The sequence below is a fragment of the Rhodococcus sp. 15-649-2-2 genome, assembly GCF_002258645.1.
Taxonomy (GTDB): domain Bacteria; phylum Actinomycetota; class Actinomycetes; order Mycobacteriales; family Mycobacteriaceae; genus Rhodococcoides.
Map to the genome: position 1 here is coordinate 1 of NZ_NPFM01000040.1, position 18649 is coordinate 18649.

The 18649-nt window shown below is 66.6% G+C and carries 21 protein-coding genes; 13 read left to right on the plus strand and 8 right to left on the minus strand.

The window, feature by feature from the left end; all coding sequences use genetic code 11:
- The first annotated feature begins 385 nt into the window (after positions 1-385).
- The 3 genes from CH305_RS28315 (at position 386) to CH305_RS28325 (ending at position 2943) form a co-directional block, all read left to right on the plus strand.
- On the plus strand, positions 386-772 hold the full coding sequence (locus CH305_RS28315) for a hypothetical protein (protein WP_094622986.1): 387 nt from the start codon (positions 386-388) through the stop codon (positions 770-772).
- A gap of 149 nt (positions 773-921) precedes the next feature.
- Positions 922-1206 (plus strand): hypothetical protein, encoded by a 285-nt coding sequence (locus tag CH305_RS28320; protein ID WP_094622987.1) that lies wholly within the window; start codon positions 922-924, stop codon positions 1204-1206.
- 93 nt (positions 1207-1299) lie between these two features.
- Complete coding sequence (locus tag CH305_RS28325; RefSeq protein ID WP_094622988.1) at positions 1300-2943, plus strand: ParB N-terminal domain-containing protein; 1644 nt, start codon at positions 1300-1302, stop codon at positions 2941-2943.
- A gap of 128 nt (positions 2944-3071) precedes the next feature.
- Here the strand turns inward: CH305_RS28325 and CH305_RS28330 are convergent, their stop codons facing one another.
- Positions 3072-3296, minus strand: a complete 225-nt coding sequence (locus CH305_RS28330; protein ID WP_094622989.1) for an AlpA family transcriptional regulator — start codon at positions 3294-3296, stop codon at positions 3072-3074.
- Between the two features lie 257 nt (positions 3297-3553).
- On the opposite strand from CH305_RS28330, the gene CH305_RS29655 reads away from it, so the two are divergent.
- From CH305_RS29655 to CH305_RS28355, 5 genes are all read left to right on the plus strand, one after another.
- Complete coding sequence (locus CH305_RS29655) at positions 3554-3793, plus strand: hypothetical protein (RefSeq protein ID WP_256984009.1); 240 nt, start codon at positions 3554-3556, stop codon at positions 3791-3793.
- A 125-nt stretch (positions 3794-3918) separates the two neighbouring features.
- Complete coding sequence (locus tag CH305_RS28340; protein WP_143536534.1) at positions 3919-4134, plus strand: hypothetical protein; 216 nt, start codon at positions 3919-3921, stop codon at positions 4132-4134.
- A 222-nt stretch (positions 4135-4356) separates the two neighbouring features.
- Complete coding sequence (locus CH305_RS28345; protein ID WP_094622991.1) at positions 4357-4590, plus strand: glutaredoxin family protein; 234 nt, start codon at positions 4357-4359, stop codon at positions 4588-4590.
- A gap of 53 nt (positions 4591-4643) precedes the next feature.
- Positions 4644-5231, plus strand: coding sequence for a DnaB-like helicase N-terminal domain-containing protein (locus CH305_RS28350; RefSeq protein WP_094622992.1), 588 nt, complete (start codon positions 4644-4646; stop codon positions 5229-5231).
- Complete coding sequence (locus CH305_RS28355) at positions 5228-5500, plus strand: hypothetical protein (RefSeq protein WP_032386838.1); 273 nt, start codon at positions 5228-5230, stop codon at positions 5498-5500. Before CH305_RS28350 ends, CH305_RS28355 begins: the two co-directional genes overlap by 4 nt.
- A gap of 102 nt (positions 5501-5602) precedes the next feature.
- Here CH305_RS28355 and CH305_RS28360 read toward each other — a convergent pair whose 3' ends face one another.
- The 4 genes from CH305_RS28360 to CH305_RS29260 all read right to left on the minus strand — a co-directional run bounded on the left by CH305_RS28360 (position 5603) and on the right by CH305_RS29260 (position 7893).
- Complete coding sequence (locus CH305_RS28360) at positions 5603-5785, minus strand: hypothetical protein (protein ID WP_143536296.1); 183 nt, start codon at positions 5783-5785, stop codon at positions 5603-5605.
- A gap of 165 nt (positions 5786-5950) precedes the next feature.
- Positions 5951-6898: a hypothetical protein gene (locus CH305_RS28365; protein WP_094705662.1), complete on the minus strand. Its 948-nt coding sequence runs from the start codon at positions 6896-6898 to the stop codon at positions 5951-5953.
- Positions 6899-7013: 115 nt separating this feature from the next.
- Positions 7014-7439 (minus strand): hypothetical protein, encoded by a 426-nt coding sequence (locus tag CH305_RS28370; RefSeq protein WP_094622994.1) that lies wholly within the window; start codon positions 7437-7439, stop codon positions 7014-7016.
- A gap of 166 nt (positions 7440-7605) precedes the next feature.
- Positions 7606-7893 carry a hypothetical protein gene (locus CH305_RS29260; RefSeq protein ID WP_143538011.1) on the minus strand — a complete coding sequence of 96 codons (288 nt, stop codon included), beginning with the start codon at positions 7891-7893 and terminating at the stop codon, positions 7606-7608.
- Positions 7894-8139: 246 nt separating this feature from the next.
- On the opposite strand from CH305_RS29260, the gene CH305_RS28380 reads away from it, so the two are divergent.
- From CH305_RS28380 to CH305_RS28395, 4 genes are all read left to right on the plus strand, one after another.
- Positions 8140-8706, plus strand: a complete 567-nt coding sequence (locus CH305_RS28380) for a hypothetical protein (protein WP_094622996.1) — start codon at positions 8140-8142, stop codon at positions 8704-8706.
- 177 nt (positions 8707-8883) lie between these two features.
- On the plus strand, positions 8884-9189 hold the full coding sequence (locus CH305_RS28385; protein WP_032386844.1) for a hypothetical protein: 306 nt from the start codon (positions 8884-8886) through the stop codon (positions 9187-9189).
- Positions 9190-9505: 316 nt separating this feature from the next.
- A complete protein-coding gene (locus CH305_RS28390; RefSeq protein WP_094622997.1) occupies positions 9506-9868 on the plus strand; it encodes a hypothetical protein in 363 nt (120 codons plus the stop codon).
- 14 nt (positions 9869-9882) lie between these two features.
- Positions 9883-10509, plus strand: coding sequence for a DUF6308 family protein (locus tag CH305_RS28395; RefSeq protein WP_094622998.1), 627 nt, complete (start codon positions 9883-9885; stop codon positions 10507-10509).
- A gap of 276 nt (positions 10510-10785) precedes the next feature.
- Here CH305_RS28395 and CH305_RS28405 read toward each other — a convergent pair whose 3' ends face one another.
- From CH305_RS28405 to CH305_RS28415, 3 genes are all read right to left on the minus strand, one after another.
- Positions 10786-11121, minus strand: a complete 336-nt coding sequence (locus tag CH305_RS28405) for a hypothetical protein (RefSeq protein WP_032386848.1) — start codon at positions 11119-11121, stop codon at positions 10786-10788.
- Between the two features lie 108 nt (positions 11122-11229).
- Entirely contained in the window at positions 11230-11787 is a 558-nt protein-coding gene (locus CH305_RS28410) for a hypothetical protein (protein WP_052057159.1), read from the minus strand.
- Between the two features lie 3 nt (positions 11788-11790).
- Positions 11791-12255 carry a hypothetical protein gene (locus tag CH305_RS28415; protein ID WP_080731981.1) on the minus strand — a complete coding sequence of 155 codons (465 nt, stop codon included), beginning with the start codon at positions 12253-12255 and terminating at the stop codon, positions 11791-11793.
- A gap of 202 nt (positions 12256-12457) precedes the next feature.
- Here CH305_RS28415 and mobF point away from each other — a divergent pair, with 202 nt between their 5' ends.
- Positions 12458-18649, plus strand: coding sequence for a MobF family relaxase (gene mobF, locus CH305_RS28420; RefSeq protein WP_179272029.1), 6192 nt, complete (start codon positions 12458-12460; stop codon positions 18647-18649).

The window sequence follows — 18649 nt, forward strand, 5'->3', positions numbered from 1 at the left end:
TGTGGAGTGATACAAACACGCCAACCAGGTTTCGGCATGGTGGGCAACAGTACGTGGACATCTGTCCATCCGTGCACAAAACATAGCGCTCACCGTGGCAGGCTCGTCCGGAGGATCCTTCCGCGACGGGACGCCTCTCAAGGTCCGCTCGGAGGGACTCGCGATGGATACAAAATCGCCCGGACTGCTTCATGCGTGGGCGAAAACCGCTCGTGGACAGTGGATTTGCTGTCTGAGCTTCGATATACCGATCGGCAACGGCAAGGGATTCCTTCGCCTCCATCAACAGTGGTGCCCCGCCGAAGCCGCAACCCCAGTCAGCTGAAGCACGCTCTAATTGTCAAGATATGTTGACGGACAGAATACGTCAAGATATCTTGACGTTATGGAATCGGAGAAGGTCCTCACCCCGACCGAGCTGACCGAACTCTACGTCCAATACAAGGACGCTCTCGTCGACGTCGACCTAGCCGAGATGGTCCACGAGCAGGGGCGCAAGGACGCCGGGACGTGGACCGTGAACGCCCAACGCCGCATGGACGACGCGGTCTCCGATGTCGACGCACTCGAGATCAACGCCTTCCTCGCCTCGACGATGATTGCCGACCGCTACGCCATCATCGGACGCCTCCGGACCCAGGAGCGGCCTGTCCCATGGTCGAAGATCGGCGAGATCCTCGGCATGAGCAAGCAAGCCGCCCAGCAGTGGTACGACACCTACAACCTGCGCCCCCGTATCGAGAACCCCACCCGCCGCACCGACCCGGCGTGAGCCGCAGGCTCGATCATCCTGCGCTGTAGGCGAATCGAGTGGGTATGGTGCCGCCGTTCGACGCCCGCAACGAGACCGCTCGGATTCGCACAGGAATCGAAAACCGTTGCAGGACTTGACAATACAGCGTGACGCTGTAAGGTTGGGGCATGGGAGAAACCGAGCAGAACCTCACGGCAGTCACCTCCGAATACGGCGACGAACGCCCCGAACGCGGCCTGGGAGTGTCCATCCGACGGGGCGGCATCGAGGTCGAATACATCGACGCGCCCGGCATCGAGAAGCACGCACCGATGGACTGGACCCCGGACACGGCGCAGGTCCTGCTCGCCCGTCGCGGATACGCGGTCACCGGGCGATGGGTCGACATCAGCGACCCCTGTGCAGAAGATCCGATCTGGGAACTACCCGTCGTGAAGACCGCCGACCGCTGACCCTCGCTCGACCCTCCACCTGCGAACGGGCACCGGGCAGCTGATATCTGCCCGGTGCCTCACCTGCACACACTAACCAGGGAGACCACGATCATGACCACCACCATGGCTGCACAATCGGCACCGACCTCGACCGGCTACACCCTCGTCGACGCCGACCCGCACGCCCTCGACATCACCGCCAACGTCCGCGACGGCGTAGACATCACCGCCGACCCCGAGTTCGTCGCCTCCATCGCCGCCCACGGTGTCCTCCAGGCGGTCTCGGCGGTCCGCCGCGCCGACGGAACCTTGGTCGTCCACGACGGACAGCGCAGAACTCTCGGGGCCCGCGAAGCCGGTCTCACCTCGATACCGGTGATGGTGCGCGAGCAGTCCGACGACGAGAAGGCCGCAGGGATCGAACGCATCACCGAGCAGGTCGTATCCAACGACCAGCGCGAAGACCTCACCACCGGGCAACGCGCCGCCGCCGTCACGGGCCTGCTCGACCTGGGCCTGAACGTGCAGAAGGTCGCGACAGCACTGCACGTCCCCAAGTCGTACGTCGAAAAGGCCGGTCGAGCAGGACGATCCGAGCGCGCTCGCCGCCAGCTCGACGACCGGCAACTCACCCTCGAAGGGGCTGCGTTGCTTGCTGATCTCGAAGCCGCCGCACAGGCGGAGCCGTGGATCACCGAGGCAATCGAGCAGATCTTCGACAACAGATTCGGTTTCGAGTACCGCCTGGCCACCCTCCAGCGCCGCATCGACGAACGCGCCGAGACCACCTTCGCCGCAGCCGATTACATCGCACTCGGCTTCACGTTGCTCCACGACGAACCGTCCACCAGCGAGGGGGAGTGGTACTCACTCGCGGACCTGCGCACCGCCGACGGCGCGGCAGTCCCGGCCGACGCCCCGGAGCACGCACCGCACTTGTGGCACGTCTACGTCCACGAGACCGGCACCGTCTGGGTCGACAAGACGACCCGCGAGGAAGTCGCCGAGGACGACATCGACTTCGACACCGAGGACGACGACGCCGCCGAGGCGTACGAGGAGCTGCGGCACGCGAACACGGTCGAGAAAGTGACCGCCTGGGGGTGCGAGTTCTTCCTGCGCCACGACCACGTGTCTGCGGCCGGCCTCGAACTCGCACCCGAGAAGATCGCCGCCGTCGGCGCAGAGGGCGGCGACGCCGAGGACGGATTGACCCCGGCGCAGCGCACAGCCGCGCGCGCCGAAGCCGAACGCATCGAGACCGAACGCGCAGAACGCCGCAAGGTGAAAGCCCTCAACCGTGCCGGAGCCACCGCCACCGAAGCCCGACGTGCATTCCTCACCGGTCTGCTCGCAGGCAAGACCGCCCCGAAGAACGCCACCAAGTGGATGGTGACCGCGCTGGCGGCTCATGGCGACGTGTTCACCGAATCCAAGTGCTCGGAGCGGTACGGCGAGATCATGGGTTCACCGCTGGGCGAGGTCGACCGTAAGGCAACCGGTGCCACGCCCGCTCGCGCCGAGGTGTTGCTGCTTGCCCGTGTGCTCACCGCGTTCGAGGCCCGCCTGACGGGACCGCAGGACGCCAAGGACTACTGGCGGTTCTCCTCGAAGCACTACCGAGGCATGGTCGGCATCGACAGCTACCTGACCTTCCTCGCCGACAGCGGGCACACCCTGACCCCGGTGGAGCAGGCCGCGATCGGCAACATCACCGTCGACGCCGCGTACGCCGCCGTCGACGACGACGCCTAACCATCCGCTGGAGCGTCGCAACCAGCACGGCAGGAAGGCCCCGACCATCACGCCGATGGCCGGGGCCTTTCTGGTTCGTCAAGATATGTTGACGCGCGCAGGGGTGAACCGGGAACGCCGAACGGCGATCAGCGTGGGTACAGGTCGGTTCGTGCACCACTGCCGGGTCGGCCTGCGATCCACGCCTCGATGTCCTCCCGCGAATACAGCGGAGTGCGCGAGAGGTGGCGGGCAGGTTTCGGGGCCTGGCCACGAGCGACGTATGACCGCCACGTTGAGGACGCGATCGCTTTCCCGGTCGAGGCCTCGATCAGTGCCAGAACCTCCGAGAGGGTCAATTCGGTATCGGTCACGGTTCCTCCGATCCCCGCACGAGCATGATTGTCGACATACCCGCACCTTACAGCCCCACGCTGTAAGTACTCCGCCGAACCCCTTGCAACCATACAGCGTGACGCTGTATGGTTTGGGTATGACATCGACACGCACCGGCGAGATCGAATACGGTTGGCAGGCAACGCTGTTCACGTCTTGCGCATTGCCCGGGTGTACTGTTCCGGTCGCTACGCCAGGCGATGTGTGTCAGTCCTGCCGCGCAGCGTTCGGGGACATGCTGAACGTACGAACCGGCGGATTGGCCGTAGATCCGGAGCAGGTCCGCGCCGACCTCGCTGTCCGTGATGCGAGCACCCGTGAGCAGTACCGCGCACAGGCCGCCACCGTGGCTGCCGCGCAACAGGTGTCGACCCGCAAGCGCAACCAGATCTGCTGGCTCTGTGAAGAGCGACGGACCTGCACCTCGACCGCCGGGCGCTGGGAATGCGCCGACTGCCAGACCTTGCCTTCCTGAGCGCCTGCGCACGGCCCGCGACCGTCGTCGCTGAAGTCTTTCTCCGCCCGACCTTGGGAGTACTCATGACCGCCACCCTGGCCGCATCCACCACGCCCGCGCGCCGCCGTCTCAAAGGAGTTGGAATGAAACTGATTTCGCTCGATACCCAGTTCGACGGAACGATCATCGACATTCTCGGCTACCGCACCGCACCCGCAGGCCGCGTCGAGGTCACCGCCCTCCTCGACGCACCCGGTGCCTGGTACAGCCGCATCCACCCCGTCGTCGTCGACGCCGGCGATGTACGACTCTCCCTCGCCGTGCAGTCCATCACCCGCCCCGAGCTGGGCGTGCGGTGATGGCCGAGACCGCAGGCCAGATCGACATATTCGAGGTGCTCGCCGCTGCCGAGCTGGACGCCGATAAGGAAACGCAACCGACGTAATTGCGAACTTCTGGTCAGTCAGTAATCTATTGCGCGCCAACATATTCGAGTTAAAATGCCTCGCTTTATCTATGGATAATCGGGGCAATTTGAGGTAAAATCGACATATCGGAACAATTCTCGCGAGGAGTGAGCTATGTCGATCACTGTGTACACGAAACCCGAATGCAACAACTGCGATCAAACAAAACGACGCCTGAACAAGCACGGGATCGACTACACAACCGTCGATGTCACCGAAGATGCAGCGGCCCGCGAGTTCGTCACCGACCGACTCGGCTACCGGCAGATGCCCGTCGTGGTCGTCGACGAGAACACCCACTGGTCCGGCTTTCGGATCGACGCCATCGACAAGCTCACCGCGGCCTGACCGACCACTCCGTTGACCCTGTTCGAGATCGACCTGCGAGAACGAGCCCGACGATGACGCCACTGAGTGCAGTTCCACCGCCCGACGAGCCCGAGCGTGTCGTTCGCAGCCTCGCCGTTGTCGACGACGACACTGCCGTCGACAACGAGACAGCTCACGAGCCGTCCACCGACCCCGAGGCACTGCTGCTGTGCGCCCTGATGTGGAGCGCCCACACCGGGGGAGTGTCCGCCGAAGACCTGCGCATCACCGCGATCGTGACCGCCGACGACTTCGACGACGTCGCATACCGGCGAATGTTCGTCGTGATTGCCGGTCTCGCCCTGGCCGGCGAACCCTACGACCCGGCGAGCGTCACCGCAGCCTTCATGCGATCCGGATCCGGCGGAGCCAAAGACGCGCCCCTGCGTCGCCGCTTGAACGAGGTCATCACCGCCGGGGCAGACGGCTTCACCGCCGTCCACTACGCCGACATCGTTCTCTCTCAGTCCTACCGACGCAGTTACCGGACCGTGGCAACGGCCATCGTCCACGCCGCCGAAGAGCTACCGGAGGAGTACCTGTTCGAACATCTCGTGGAGCACGGACGCGCTCAACGAGCACTGTGGCGGCGGCTCAACACGTTTCGGGCAGGGCAGTGACCCTCGACAGTCCCCGCACCGGACCCCGTAACGAACGGGACACCCGCGGTGTCGACTCCCACGGGCCGGAGGTGGAGTCCCCGATCGGGGCGTATCTGTGGTGGTGCGGACACGTCGGAGCCGACGCCCGCGACCTCGATGCGCTGCAGGAGTGGGACTACCTCCACGCCGACGAGACGACCGACGCCGAACGCCGCACCCTGACCGCATGGGCACGCTCGGCTGGGATCTTCGGTGCACCCGGCACCGCGCCGCACCCGCAGCGCTGACCGCGCGCCCAACCCAACCCGGCCCGATCGACAAAGGCACCCACACCGGCTGTGTGGGTGCCTTTCTCGCGTGTACGGCCGAGCTGAGCCGGACGAGCGGTGTCAGTGGCGATCGCCGATCCGGACCTCGTCGCCGAAGTTGATGTCGTAGTCGGCCAGATACGGCGCATCAGGATCGCCGCTGGATGTGTATCGCGGGTAGAGGCCCTTCTGCTGTTCGGTCTGAAGAACGACCACGCGTACGCGGCCGGGCGTGATGTGGATTTCGCGGAGTACGCCGGTCATCGGTTCGTTCCACAGCACCGCCTCGAACGCCAGGACCGCGCCGAGGTCGCCGCCGTCGAGCCGGAACGCAGGCTTACCGTCGCCGAGCTCGTCGGAGCGCTGCGAGGGCCGAGGTAGTCGGTGCCGCCCTTCCCTTCTCTGCGGTGGGGATCTGGTGGTCGGTGGTCACCCGAGACCGTGATCGGCCGACCGCGATATCGCCGCTGTGTGTGTCGGAGCAGGGGCGGTGTGCAGCGTGGACGAGGTGGCCTGTGCCGCTCTGGACGAGCGTCCGGTCGGGGGAGTGACCAACCCGCGCGGACGTGTCGAGGAGCGTTCGACGTCCGCTGCGTTCGCCAGCGAAGGCGTCGATACCGACGCGGACACAGCTGCGGTGTTGTCCGGGCGTGCGGCCGGCGTCGATCGAGCTCGCAGCTCGTCGAGGTCGGCGGCGAGGGCGGTGATGTGTTCGGCGTCGGCGACCGGGTCGAGGACGGAGAGGTTCGCCCGCAGGTTCCGCACCTGCACGGACCGTTCGGCGGCGATGCGGTCGGTGTCGGAGACGTCCGCTGTGTGGGTCACGCGCAGCACCGTCTCGTTGCGCATCGGCTCGATGGAGCCGCCGAGATCTGCCGCGAGCTGCTCGGCGATGCGGTGCGCGTCCTCGGGTGTGTACGCGCCGACGTCGGTGCGCGAGTTCGGGATCGGGCCGGGCCGGACCGAGTACACCTCCACGTCGAGAACTGCGACGGCGTCGGGGCCGTCGACCGCCGAGTCGGGTAGCGGCGGTGTTGCTTCGACGATCGCGGCAATTGCCGCGGTGACGTTGCGTGGTGCGGGGATGACGGTGCGCAGGACACCGTTCTTGTAGTCCGGGAGTGCGGTGAGGTCGGCGGCGAGTTCGCCGGGGGTGCCGATGAACTCGACATCACGGCGTGAGGTGCCCTCGCCGACTGCGTCGATGACGACGGAGACGGTGTCGACTTCGCGGGTGTCCGACAGTGCTGCTGCTTGAGTGAGTGCGAACTGTCCGGCGGAACGGGAGGTGTAGAACGCGCCGCGGTAGTGCACGAAACCGGGGTCGCCGTTGCGGTCGAGGGAGGCTACTTCGACGTTGAATCCGGGCTGGGTCATGTGTGTGGTCCTTAGACGTGATGGGGTGCGCCCGCACGCGAGATGTGTCGAGCGTGCGAGGGCACGGGGGATCCGCGACCGGTGCCGGTGCGCGGGTGGTGCGAGGGCAGCAGGGTCAGTGCGCGGGCGAGGACTCAGGTTCGCTCGGCGTTCCGGGTGCAGTCGGCGAGGTCGCATCGTCGTGTTGCCGGTCGGGGCCGGCGGTGTTCTCGGCACCTACTCGGCGGCGCGCAGTAGCGCGACCGGAGCTGCGCCTGGCAGAGGGCTTGGATGGCTTCTTGCCGACCGGTGTCGGTGCAGTCAGACCACTTCCGGTGAGTTCGGCAACCGTCCACCCGGCATCGATCGCTTCTTTGTACGCGGCAGCGTGTTCGGCGTTCGCGCGTTCAGCGGCGCGAGTCGCCTCGGCGACCTTCTCGCGCGCATCAGCGGATGCCTGGGCGGCGTCGAAAAGGGACTCGATGTATTTGGTGCGGTTCTCGATCGCGGCGCGTGCGCGCGCCAGAGCGGTGTCTTTGTCGACAGCAGGAGAGACAGACATGGTGAGGGCCTTCCAGTTTCGGTGCGCGGAAATCCCCACCGGACAGGTACCGATCGCTCACAGAGCCACACAACCCACAGTGCGGTGAACGCAGTGCTGGGTGAATCGGTACGGGTGGGGCGCGCTCGAACGTGACCCTCATCGACGCTCGAACTTGATCGAAAGTCTAAACGATCCACACCGAATCCGCCCAGACCGGAACTGCACACCCGACCACCGTCGGACACACCGAAAAGATCGGAGCTACCGCGACATCGAGCGTGGTTCCGTTTCGTCGCTCCCGCACAGTCACCGTGCGAGCCGTACCCCACACCGCGCTGCAGGAGCGCCGAACCCCGGCGGCGTCGGCCGTCTCGCCGGTGGTGGCCGGTGCAGTCCTCGGGCAGGCCCTGGCGGGCCACACGCGACCCTGCGGGCCGCCGCCGAATCGAACTCCGCTGCGCTTCGTCCGCATCGAAGAAATCAATTTCTTGTGACGTTGTGGCTTCTCCGAGTGTTCATCACCCGTGCCGGCGCATCAACCGATGGCGGCTGCGCCGGCCCAAGGGCTCCGAAAACTTTTCAGAACGCCTTCGGCTGAAAACTTTCCGGCCCACCGGCTGACCCGCCGCCCCGTGCGCTGAGCCCTCTCCTCAAGCCACCACGGCAAAAGAAATTGGCAGGGCGAAGGTCCGGCCACCGTTTTCCAGGAGAGGTCACCATGTCGAGCAACACCACCAGACCCAGCCGCCGAGCCAGCGCAGCGCAGAACGCGCGGACCACCGCCATCGTCACCCACACCACCGCGATCGTCACCGGCCCACAGACCGCCACTATCACCGTCACTGCGGCCGCGACCGACGAAGCGCAGATGATCGTCGCGTTCGGGCACGTGATGATGACCTTCCGCAGCGCCGAAGCCGTCTGCGACCTCATCGCCGGATTCGCCTCCGTCCGAGGCTCACTCGTCGGCGTGGACGGTCACGCCCCCCACCCGGCGCAACCCGGCACACAATTCGGTGCCGCCGCGATATCTGTCGTGTGGCTCGGCGGCCCCGAACACTCCGTCGTCGCGCACAGCCGCTACGTCCCCGAACAACGCCGCACCGTCCACTGGGCAGACCTGCACATGGGCCCGATCACCTGGCGCATCACCGACCGCGTCGGCTACGACACCCTCATGGAGGAGCTGCGCCGCGTTCACCGCACCGCGGTCGGGGTATTCGTCGACGGCGGCCGCTTCCGCCGAGACCCCACCAGAATTCTCGACGCATTCGACAACGCCTGACCTATACCACACGTTCGGCCCCGCACCGCGGGGCCGAACGTCGTTATCCACAGCTTCGCCGGCACTCCACACCCGACCGACAATGGCGGTCGCCTCGCCCGACTCGCTGCGCTCGCCGTGCGAGGCTCCAGTCCTACACGGCCCGCCCACGACAGCGCGAGGAAAGGAACACCGACGATGATCACCTGGACCGTCACTACCCGCCCCGAGAACAACCCCGAGATCATCACCGCATCCGGAGCCGAGCCGGACCTCGCCACCGCCAAGAGAGCAGCCGCCGACGCCGTCCGCTACGCACTGCTCGACGCCCGCGAACACGTCTCACCCGACAACGGCTGCGCCCCGTCGTATCTGGTCACCCTCGACGGCAACTTCGCACTCATCGTCGGCCTCGGACGATGCCGGACCGCGAACTTCAACGGCGTCCTCGACAGCCTCGAACGATTCGACGGAACAGGCGAGATGAACCTGCTCTACCTCTGAACCTTCCCCCGGTCACATCACCGCGTCGACGCCGCCCGAGATCGGTCGTGGCAGACGAGAAACTGGCGGTATGGCAGACGAGCGGACGTTCGACCCACCTGCCGACGACGGCGAACGCCCAGGATGGTCTCGACAGGTCAACGCACCTTCCGGTACGCAGGTGAAGACGACAGGATCTGCGACGCCACCACCGCACCCGATCGCACCGAGTCGTAGCTCGACCCCCCCAGGCGCGCCCGCCGCTGACAGGCCACATCGGAGCCGTCGGCCTCACAACGCCACATTCGTGTCGGAGCCTGGTGGAAGCCTGGGGACCATGCCGAACGACCACGCCGCCACACCGCAGCCTCTCGTGCGAGTGCGGGAGGTGCTCGACGGCGATGTCCCCAACGGGACGCACGTCGTCGTGCACGGCACCCTCGAGGACGTCACAGTGCAGACGAATGAGCAGACAGGTCAGTGGGCGATGGGGCGACTCGTCGACTTGGACGATTCGATCGACTTCTGGATGTTCCCGCGCGCGTTCGCACACACCGGCCGATCGTGCGTCGAGACGGCGGGCCCGATCGCTGCGACCGCATGTGTGTCTGGCCCGCCGGAGCGCACCGCGCTGATCATCAACAGCATGGAGCGCATCGAACCCCACCCGGAACCCGACGTCGACACCACCGTTGTCTGACACGATCGACCGCTATGAGTGTCACTCTTCCACCGCCCTTGATCGCCGACTCCGACGACGATGCGGTCGCTCTGCTGCGTCGGTACTACGGCGGCACCTACCTCGATGCCGGGTGCTACACCGGCGCGTACTTCGACAGCTGGGCACCGCAGAACCGCGTCGCCGACAGCAACCGATTCACCGCCGACGACCTCGTTGCGGTCACCTTCTTGTCGGTTGCGGTCACGGCAAACGCGGCACGCGATCTGCTCGTCACCCGAGTCGACCGATTCACCGAACTCCTGGAGTCGGTTGGCCCCGACCGCGACCTCGTCGATGAGACCGAACCGTTCACGTCGGAGGCACCGTTGTGGCGTCTGGAGGACGAATTGCGGAGCGTGGGGGACATCGGCCGCACCATCGCTACGAAGCTGATGGCCCGCAAACGTCCCCGTCTCGTGCCGATCTACGACGTGGTCGTCGGACGTGTGCTGGACACGAAGGCACTGCATCTGAACCCCATTCGGGAAGCGCTGCGTGCCGACGGCGGAGCACTCGACGCGCGGTTGCGTTCGATTCGGGCGAAGGCCGGACTGCCCGACGAGATCAGTGCGCTACGAGTCCTCGACGTCATTGCCTGGATGCACGGCACGACGAACTGAGTCGGCGTCTGCACTCGCCATGCCGCTCGAAGATCTCCTCGACCGACAGCTGCGGTCGTGCGTCAGGACTATCCGCATTCATCGCTCACGCTGTACCCGGGCCGCGTACACAGGCGACGCTCTCTCTCAAACCTTGTGCCCGTTGCATCCGGTGTCGGGACGCGGTGCACACGATCCGCACGTGACCGTTGCAGCGACTGCACAACCGCTGTTGCACCGGCTGAGCATCGCCCGAGTGCACTACGTGCACAGAGACTGTTCGTGCGTGTCGGAGGGTCAGTAGTAATCGTTGTCGTACCGGTCGCGGTAGTACCCGCGACGGGCTCTGCGGTCATCGACTCCGCTGGCACCGCCGAGTGCGAACAGGGGAACCATGAACAGCATCACCGCGATGAACGCGCCGATCACCGCGATGAACGCGCCGAACACGACAGCGAGAACGACGAGGTACGCGCCGACACCGATGACGGTGAGAATGTTTGCCACGAAACCCTTCCATCCGGGGTCGTTCTCGCCGAGGTACCGGACGTACCAGATCAAGAGTCCAGCACCGGCGACAGCGAGCAGGGGGAGCGGTCCGACGTCGTCGGTGAAGAGCGAGGAGAGCGTCATCTCGAAGTCCCTATCGTTGAGGACTGCTCTCACCGGGGCGGTGCAGCGGCCCGAAGCCTGATGGATCTATCTCTACAGCTCGCCGCCGACAACGTCGTCGTTGTCGTATCAGAACAGTGTTGGTGGTGCTTGGGCGTCGAAGCTGTGGCCGGCGAGAGCGGCCCGCAGTCGCGGTTCGTCGTAGCCGTCTTCGAGTGCGTCGCGGATCGCGATCGCGCGCCCGTAGCGTCCGCGTGGATCCCCGCCTGCCGGTGTCGGTCCGATGTGCCGGCCGACTGCGACGGCGTGCGCGAGGTTCGCCGACTGGGTGCCGCGTTTGAGGTGACCGTCGGCCACTCGCACGCACAGTGTTTCGTCGCAGTCGTGCTCGCCGACGATCCCGTCATCGAGGTCGCCGTATTCGAGCAGAAGAGCGAACCGGTGCGCGGACAACGTGCGTGGTGTGTCGCCGTCGGTGAAGGTGAACCTCCCATAGGAATCAGGAAAACTGACGGCTGAACGCCACCACCAGCACGTCGGAGTTTTGACGACCTTCGTCCAGAACCGTGCCACCGTCTTGGCGGTCAACGGCCCTTGCAACGGTCGCCACACCCGGCGAACCGACTGCAACTCAGCGGCGTCGGTGTCGTCGCCGAACAACGCCAGTTGCATCACCGCTGCGGTCACCGGCTACCCCTGACTTGTCGCGGACTCGGCGTCCGGGACGCTGTCGACGGTCGCGGCTTTGTTCGTCGTTGCATCGCCTGTCGACGCCGAGTCACCCGGCTCGTTCAAGGCCGATCCATCACGCGATTCTGCGTTTGCATCCGAGTCGGAGACCGAGGCGTCGTCGCCGGTCTCTGGGCTCGCCGACGGCGCTGCGGTGTCGGCGAGCAGTGCGAGAAGTTTGCGAGCTTCGCCGGTCGTGATCCCCGCGAGTGTCGCAGCGGCGCTGAGTGTTCCTTCCCGAGCGCGGATGTCGTCGAGCGCGCGGGCCATCGCCAGCCGGGCCGCGTCGATCTGGTCAGCGGCCGCGAAGTAGTCCGTCAACGAGCCCATGTTCTTCTCGTCGCGCGCTTTGCGGTCGGCGACGACTTTTTGCTGCGCTGCCCGTGCCCGAGCACGCGCAGTCATCCGAGCCTGAGTCGACGCCATGCCGCCCACCTTAACCCCGAACACCCTCGAATTCACAGATCCTGACACAACCTCCTCCCGCATCCCGATCCACCACCACCGAAACCCCATCCCAAGACCACTGATCCCAAGCACCACCGATCTAGAACCGAAAGCCAAGACCAACCCCACAGACCTCATGCATTCAGGCCACTTTGTGGATTTCGCTGGTAGGGTCCGGTCCATGATGGGTCTGCACAAGCTCACCGCGGGGGACGGGTATACGTACCTGACCAGGCAGGTTGCAGCGGCAGATTCCACCGAACGAGGGGCCGCATCACTGGCCGAGTACTACTCCGAAAAGGGCGAATCTCCGGGCCGCTGGACCGGGTCCGGACTCGCCGAGCTGGAAACCATCGGCGCAGGGGAACAGGTGTCCGAGGCGCACATGAAGGCGCTGTTCGGTGACGGCCTGCACCCCGAGGCCGACACCATGTACGCGGAAAAGTTCGCGGCCGAGCTCGCTGCCGGTGCGTCGACTAAGAACGCAGAGCGGGCAGCGTCGGCGGCGATCAAGCTCGGACGCGCATTCAAGATCGACAACGGAGCCTCCGACTACCGGGTCGCGTGCGCGAAGGCGTTCGTCGAGCACAACCTCGCGGCCGGCGAGAAATGGAACGCACCGATCGAGGCCGAATCGCGCGCAACGATCCGCACCCGCGTCGCGAGGGAGATGTTCGAGCGCGAGTACGGACGCGCCCCGGCCGACGAACGTGAACTGTCCGGGTGGGTCGCAAAATCGGGGCGACAGAACACCAAAGCCGTCGCCGGGTTCGACCTCACGTTCACGCCCGTGAAAAGTGTGTCGGCGCTCTGGGCCGTTGCGCCGCGGGAGATCTCGCAAGAGATCGAAGCAGCGCACGACGCCGCGATCGCAGCAGCACTCGAATACCTCGAAGAGCACGCCTGCTTCACCCGCCTCGGCAACGGCGGTGTCGCGCAAGTCGACGCGAACGGATTGATCGCCGCAGCGTTCACCCACCGCGATTCACGCGCCGGGGATCCGAACCTGCACACCCACGTCGCGATCTCCAACAAGGTCTCCACGACCCTGCCGGACGGGACGACGAAGTGGCTCGCGCTCGACGGGGCCGCGTTGTACCGCAACAACGTTCCCGCCTCCGAGGTCTACAACACCGCCCTCGAAGCGCAACTGCGTGAACGCATCGGAGTCGACTTCGCCGAACGCCCGAGCGAGGACCGGTCGAAGCGACCCGTGCGTGAAATCGTCGGCCTCGATACCCGTCTGGCCGAGCGCTGGTCCTCCCGCAATGCCGCCATCGTCGTGCGCACCGCCGAACTCGCACGGGAGTTCCAGGCCGAGCATCACCGCGAACCGACCGCCATCGAAGCGATCCGGTTGGCGCAGCGCGCGACACTGGAGACCCGGCAGGCCAAACACGAACCGCGCTCGCACGCCGAGCAACGCGGAGGGTGGCGCGCCGAGGCGATCGACGTACTCGGTTCACCGAAGGCACTGTCGAAGATGGTCGCCGAGGTGACCGGCAAGAAGCGCACCCGGGCGAGCGTGGACATCGACGACCCGCGCTGGATCGACTACACCGCCGCCGAAGTCGTCGAGGTCGTCTCCCGTGCACGCTCGCGCTACCAACGGCACAACATCCGCGCCGAAGCGATCCGTCAGGTCCGCACCGCGAACCCGCCGGCCGATCGCATCACCGACCTCGTCGAAGCGATCACCGACCGCGCCTGCAGCACCGACCACGCCGTCACCCTGGGCGACGAACTCAGTGACGACGTCGCCGCAGACATCGCCCCGGAGGTAATGCGTCGACGCGACGGCAGAGACGTGCACACCCGCCACGAAGCAACCCTGTTCACCACCAACGCCGTCCTCGATGCCGAAGCTCGCATCGTCGCTCTCGCACAACGCAACGACGGGGTTGCCATCGCCGACGAGCACGTCGAAATGGCGCTGCTCGAGTCCGCTGCGAACGGACGCGAACTCAACGCCGGACAGCGATCACTGGTGCGCGCAATGGCGACCTCCGGTGCGAAACTTCAGCTCGCACTCGCACCCGCCGGAACCGGCAAGACCACCGCCATGACCGCACTGACACGGTCGTGGCAGAACGCAGGCGGACACGTTGTCGGGTTCGCGCCGACTGCTGCTGCCGCCGCAGTCCTGCGTCAAGATATCTTGACGACTACCGATACGTTGGCGAAGTTCGTCGACATCACCAAACGTCTACGCAACGGCGATCCGGTGTCCGTCCCCGAGTGGTACACCAACATCGGACCGGACACTCTCGTCATCGTCGACGAAGCCGGAATGACCGGCACCCTCGACCTCGACGACGCCGTCACCGCCCTCGCCGAACGCGGCGCAACGGTGCGATTGATCGGCGACGATCAACAGCTCGCCTCCGTTGCCTCCGGCGGAGTGCTCCGCGACATCCACGACCGCGTCGGCGCTCTCACGCTCTCGCAGGTGGTGCGGTTCCGTGACCCGGTCACCGGCGCGGCCGAAGGCGCAGCATCACTGGCACTGCGCGACGGCGACGACGCCGCGATCGGCTTCTACATCGACCACTCCCGGCTGCACGTGGGCTCCATCGCCACCGTCACCGACGACGCCTACATCGCATGGTCGACCGACCGCGCCGCCGGCAAGGACGCACTGCTGCTCGCACCCACCCGTGAGCTCGTCGCCGAACTCAACACCCGCGCCCGCACCGACCGCCTCGCCGCCACCGACGCCAAGATCGGTCGGGAAGCCGTCCTCGCCGACGGGCTCCGCGCCAGCGCCGGGGACATCGTCCGCACTCGTTCCAACGACCGCCGCAACCCACTCTCGCAGACCGACTGGGTCCGCAACGGTGACCGCTGGACCGTCGAGAAAGTCGGCCGCGACGGATCACTGGTGGTACGCCACCTCGAACTCGGACGCACCGTCACCCTGTCACCAAACTACGTCCAGGAATCGACCGAACTCGGCTACGCCGGAACAGTCCACTCCGCGCAAGGCTCGACCGCCGACACCTGCCACGTCGTGGCCACCGGCGACGAAACCCGACAGCTCGCCTACGTCGCACTCACCCGCGGTCGACTGAACAACCACATGTATCTCGCGACCGCCTCCGACGGCGATCTGCACACCGCGATGACCGAACGCGGAATGCTTCCCCCGACCGCCGTCGACGACTTCCGGGCGATCCTGCGCCGCGATGGCGCACAGGTATCGGCGCACTCGACCCTCGCTGCTGCCGGCGATCCGCATGTGAACCTGGCACCGGCCGCGAACGCCTACGACTACTCCGTCGCCACCGCCTGCGAAGTCCTCGCCGGACCCGCAGTGATGGCCGCGATCGACACCGCCGCCGACGCCGCGATCGCCGGCCTCACCGACGACGCCGCGTGGCCGGTCCTGCGTGGTCATCTCGCGATCCTCGCCGCCGGAGGCGACGACCCTGTCGTCGCACTGAACGCCGCGATCACCGAACGCGAACTCGGCACCGCGGGAGATCGGGCCGCAGTCCTGGACTGGCGACTCGACGCCACCGGACGCCACTCCGCAGCACGTGGAGCATCGGGGCGGGGGCCGTTGCCGTGGCTGCCCGCCATCCCCGACGCACTGCGCAAGGAACCGGAGTGGGCGAGCTACCTCGACGCCCGCGCCGACGCCATCACTGGTCATCGAGAACGCATCGCCGCCGACGTCGCCACATGGACACCGACAACTGCACCGGTGTGGGCGCGCCCGATACTCACCGACGAACCCGACCTCGAACTGCTCACCGATCTTGCGGTGTTCCGCGCCGCACACGACGTCGACCCGGCAGACCGCCGTCCGACCGGACCCGAGCAATACGCGGCCGAATCGGTGAAAGCGCAACGCAGCCTCGACCGCCGCGCCGCCGAAATGATCGACACCGGAAACGATGCCGTCGCCCGATGGCGTCCGTTCGTCGACGAACTCGACACCCACATCGCCCGCGACCCGTACTTCCCGATCCTCGCCGACCGACTCTCCGCCGCCGCACGCGCCGGAATCGAAGTCCACACCCTCGTCCGCGACTCCCTCGCCACCTCGCCGCTACCCGACGAGCTGCCCGCTGCCGCACTGTGGTGGCGACTGTCCGGTGAACTCTCCGCCGCCGCGCTCGACGCGGACACCGACGGCGCGGTCCTCGAACCATCCTGGGCACCGATGCTGACCGAACTGCTCGGCGAGCGCGCCGCCACCCGCGTGATGTCCGACCCGGCATGGCCCTCACTCGTGGCGACCGTCGACGACGCCGACCCCACCTTGTGGACGCCGGGGGAGTTGCTGGGGACTGCGTACGAGTTCCTGCACGGGGGCATCGACCCGGTCGATCACGGTGTCACCCTGCCCGCCCACGAACTCGCCACCGCACTGACGTGGCGGGCCGAGATGCTGGTGCGCGAGAACCACCTCGCCCGCACTTACACCCCACTGGCCGACGAACCGCTCTCGGTCGAGGACGAAGAAGCCCTCGCACCGCTCGACGAGACGATCGGCGACACTACTGCCGACGTGCTGCCCGCCGAATTCGCCGATCCGGACTACCTTCCGGCCCCGGTCAACTCACCGACAGCAGCAGTCGACGCAGCCGCACCGACAATCCCGCTGGGCAGCGATGCGGACTACCTCGCCTCCCTCGACGCACTCGATGCGCCGCTGGAGTACGACGACGCCCCGCCGCCCGAGTACGACAGCTACAGCGACGACGTCACCGCCGACGATCCGGACATCGATCCAGAGGTCGATCCGTACGCGGCGATGCTCGAACACGCACGGGTGTTGGCTCTGCCGTACCCGACGGTCACCACCGACGAACGAGTACGACTGCTTACCCAAGACCTCGAAGACGCGAGAACCAACTATAGGGAGCTGCGCGGCCGGATTTCCGACGGCACCAGCCCCGCACAGTTCCATGCCCGCACGATGCTCGCCGAGCTGCAGGAGCGCGCGGACCGGCAACGCCCCGCCCGGATCGCGATGCTCGACACCCGCCAGGACTGGATGGACACCGAGTTCGAGGCCGAAGCGCTCTGGCATCACATCGACACCGTCATCCGGCCCGCAGTCGCCGCCGACGTGGCGGCCGCCGGGGACGACGACGATGCCCGCGCCCTCGCTCAGCGCGGTCTCGACTGGGAGATCTGGCGCGCCGGATTCGTCGACGACACCGCCACCGCCGCCCGCACCCGCGCACACGACGCCGCCGCCGAATACGAGCGCGTCACCGCCGCCGATGGGGGAGAAGTCACCGCCGTCGACGTCACCACCGCACGCCTGGCGGCCGAGAGCATCGACCTCGCCGTCCTCATCGAGCTCAAGGCCGACGTCGACCGCACCGAAGCGATGCTGTGGCGGGCCGAACAGGCAGCGAAGCGTTCCGCGATGTCCGACACCCCGACCGTGACGACGCAGGAGCAGCCCACTGCCACCACCGAGGCGGTTGACGCACCACAACTTGATACCGTGGTCGAGCAGCCCGAGCACGAAGCGCCGGCCCCGACAGAACTGTCGGCGGAAGACATCATCGAGAGTGCCCCCGATCCGCAACCGGCGCTCTCGCCGGCCGACGCCGCCCTGCTCGCCAAAATGGAACAGGACCCGATCCGTCTCCTCCCGGACGCAGAGCTGACCGCGTTCGTCGACCGCGCCGGACGCGACCGCACCGAACCCACCGTCGTCGCCGACACCGAAAAGCTGTACGCCCGACTCGACGAGCACGCCGCAGCGATCGCAGCAGCCCGCGAAATCGAGACTGAACTACGCCGGATCACCGCGCAACACGAGGCTGCGCGCAATGAACACACGTCGCTCACCGAGCAGCTGTCGACCGCAAAACGACGCGAGCGTAAGACCCTCGAACCGGCCGCCGACGATGCACGACTACGCGAAGAGCGACTTGCACGCCAGGTCCGCGACACCCAACGCGCTGCTCGCGACGCCGCCGGCCGGGTGGGTGCCGAGACTGGCGAATGGTCCGCGATCGCGGCACGCGCGGGCGACCCCGACCGCCGCGCCGCCGATCTTGCATCCGCCGCCGTGTTCGATACCGCTATCACCGAACATGCTCGCCGCCGCCGACAGAAGCTCACGGCACCCCAACGTGCAGCGGTCGAGCAGCGACTACGCCGAGAAACCGACGTCACTGCTGCGCCCCTCAGAGACGGTCGGCCCGTCGAGGGAATCACCGATCAACGACGTGACACCGAAGTTCTGCGTGATGCGGATCGCGAGGATGCTGCACGTGCACGTTCTCTCGCCAGTGCCCCGTCAGCGGCGAGTGGACAGTCAACGACGGATGCCGCCACGCGCAGACAGACCCCACCGGACGTCGAGCCGAATCGGGGGATCGATCTCGATCGCGGCTTGTAA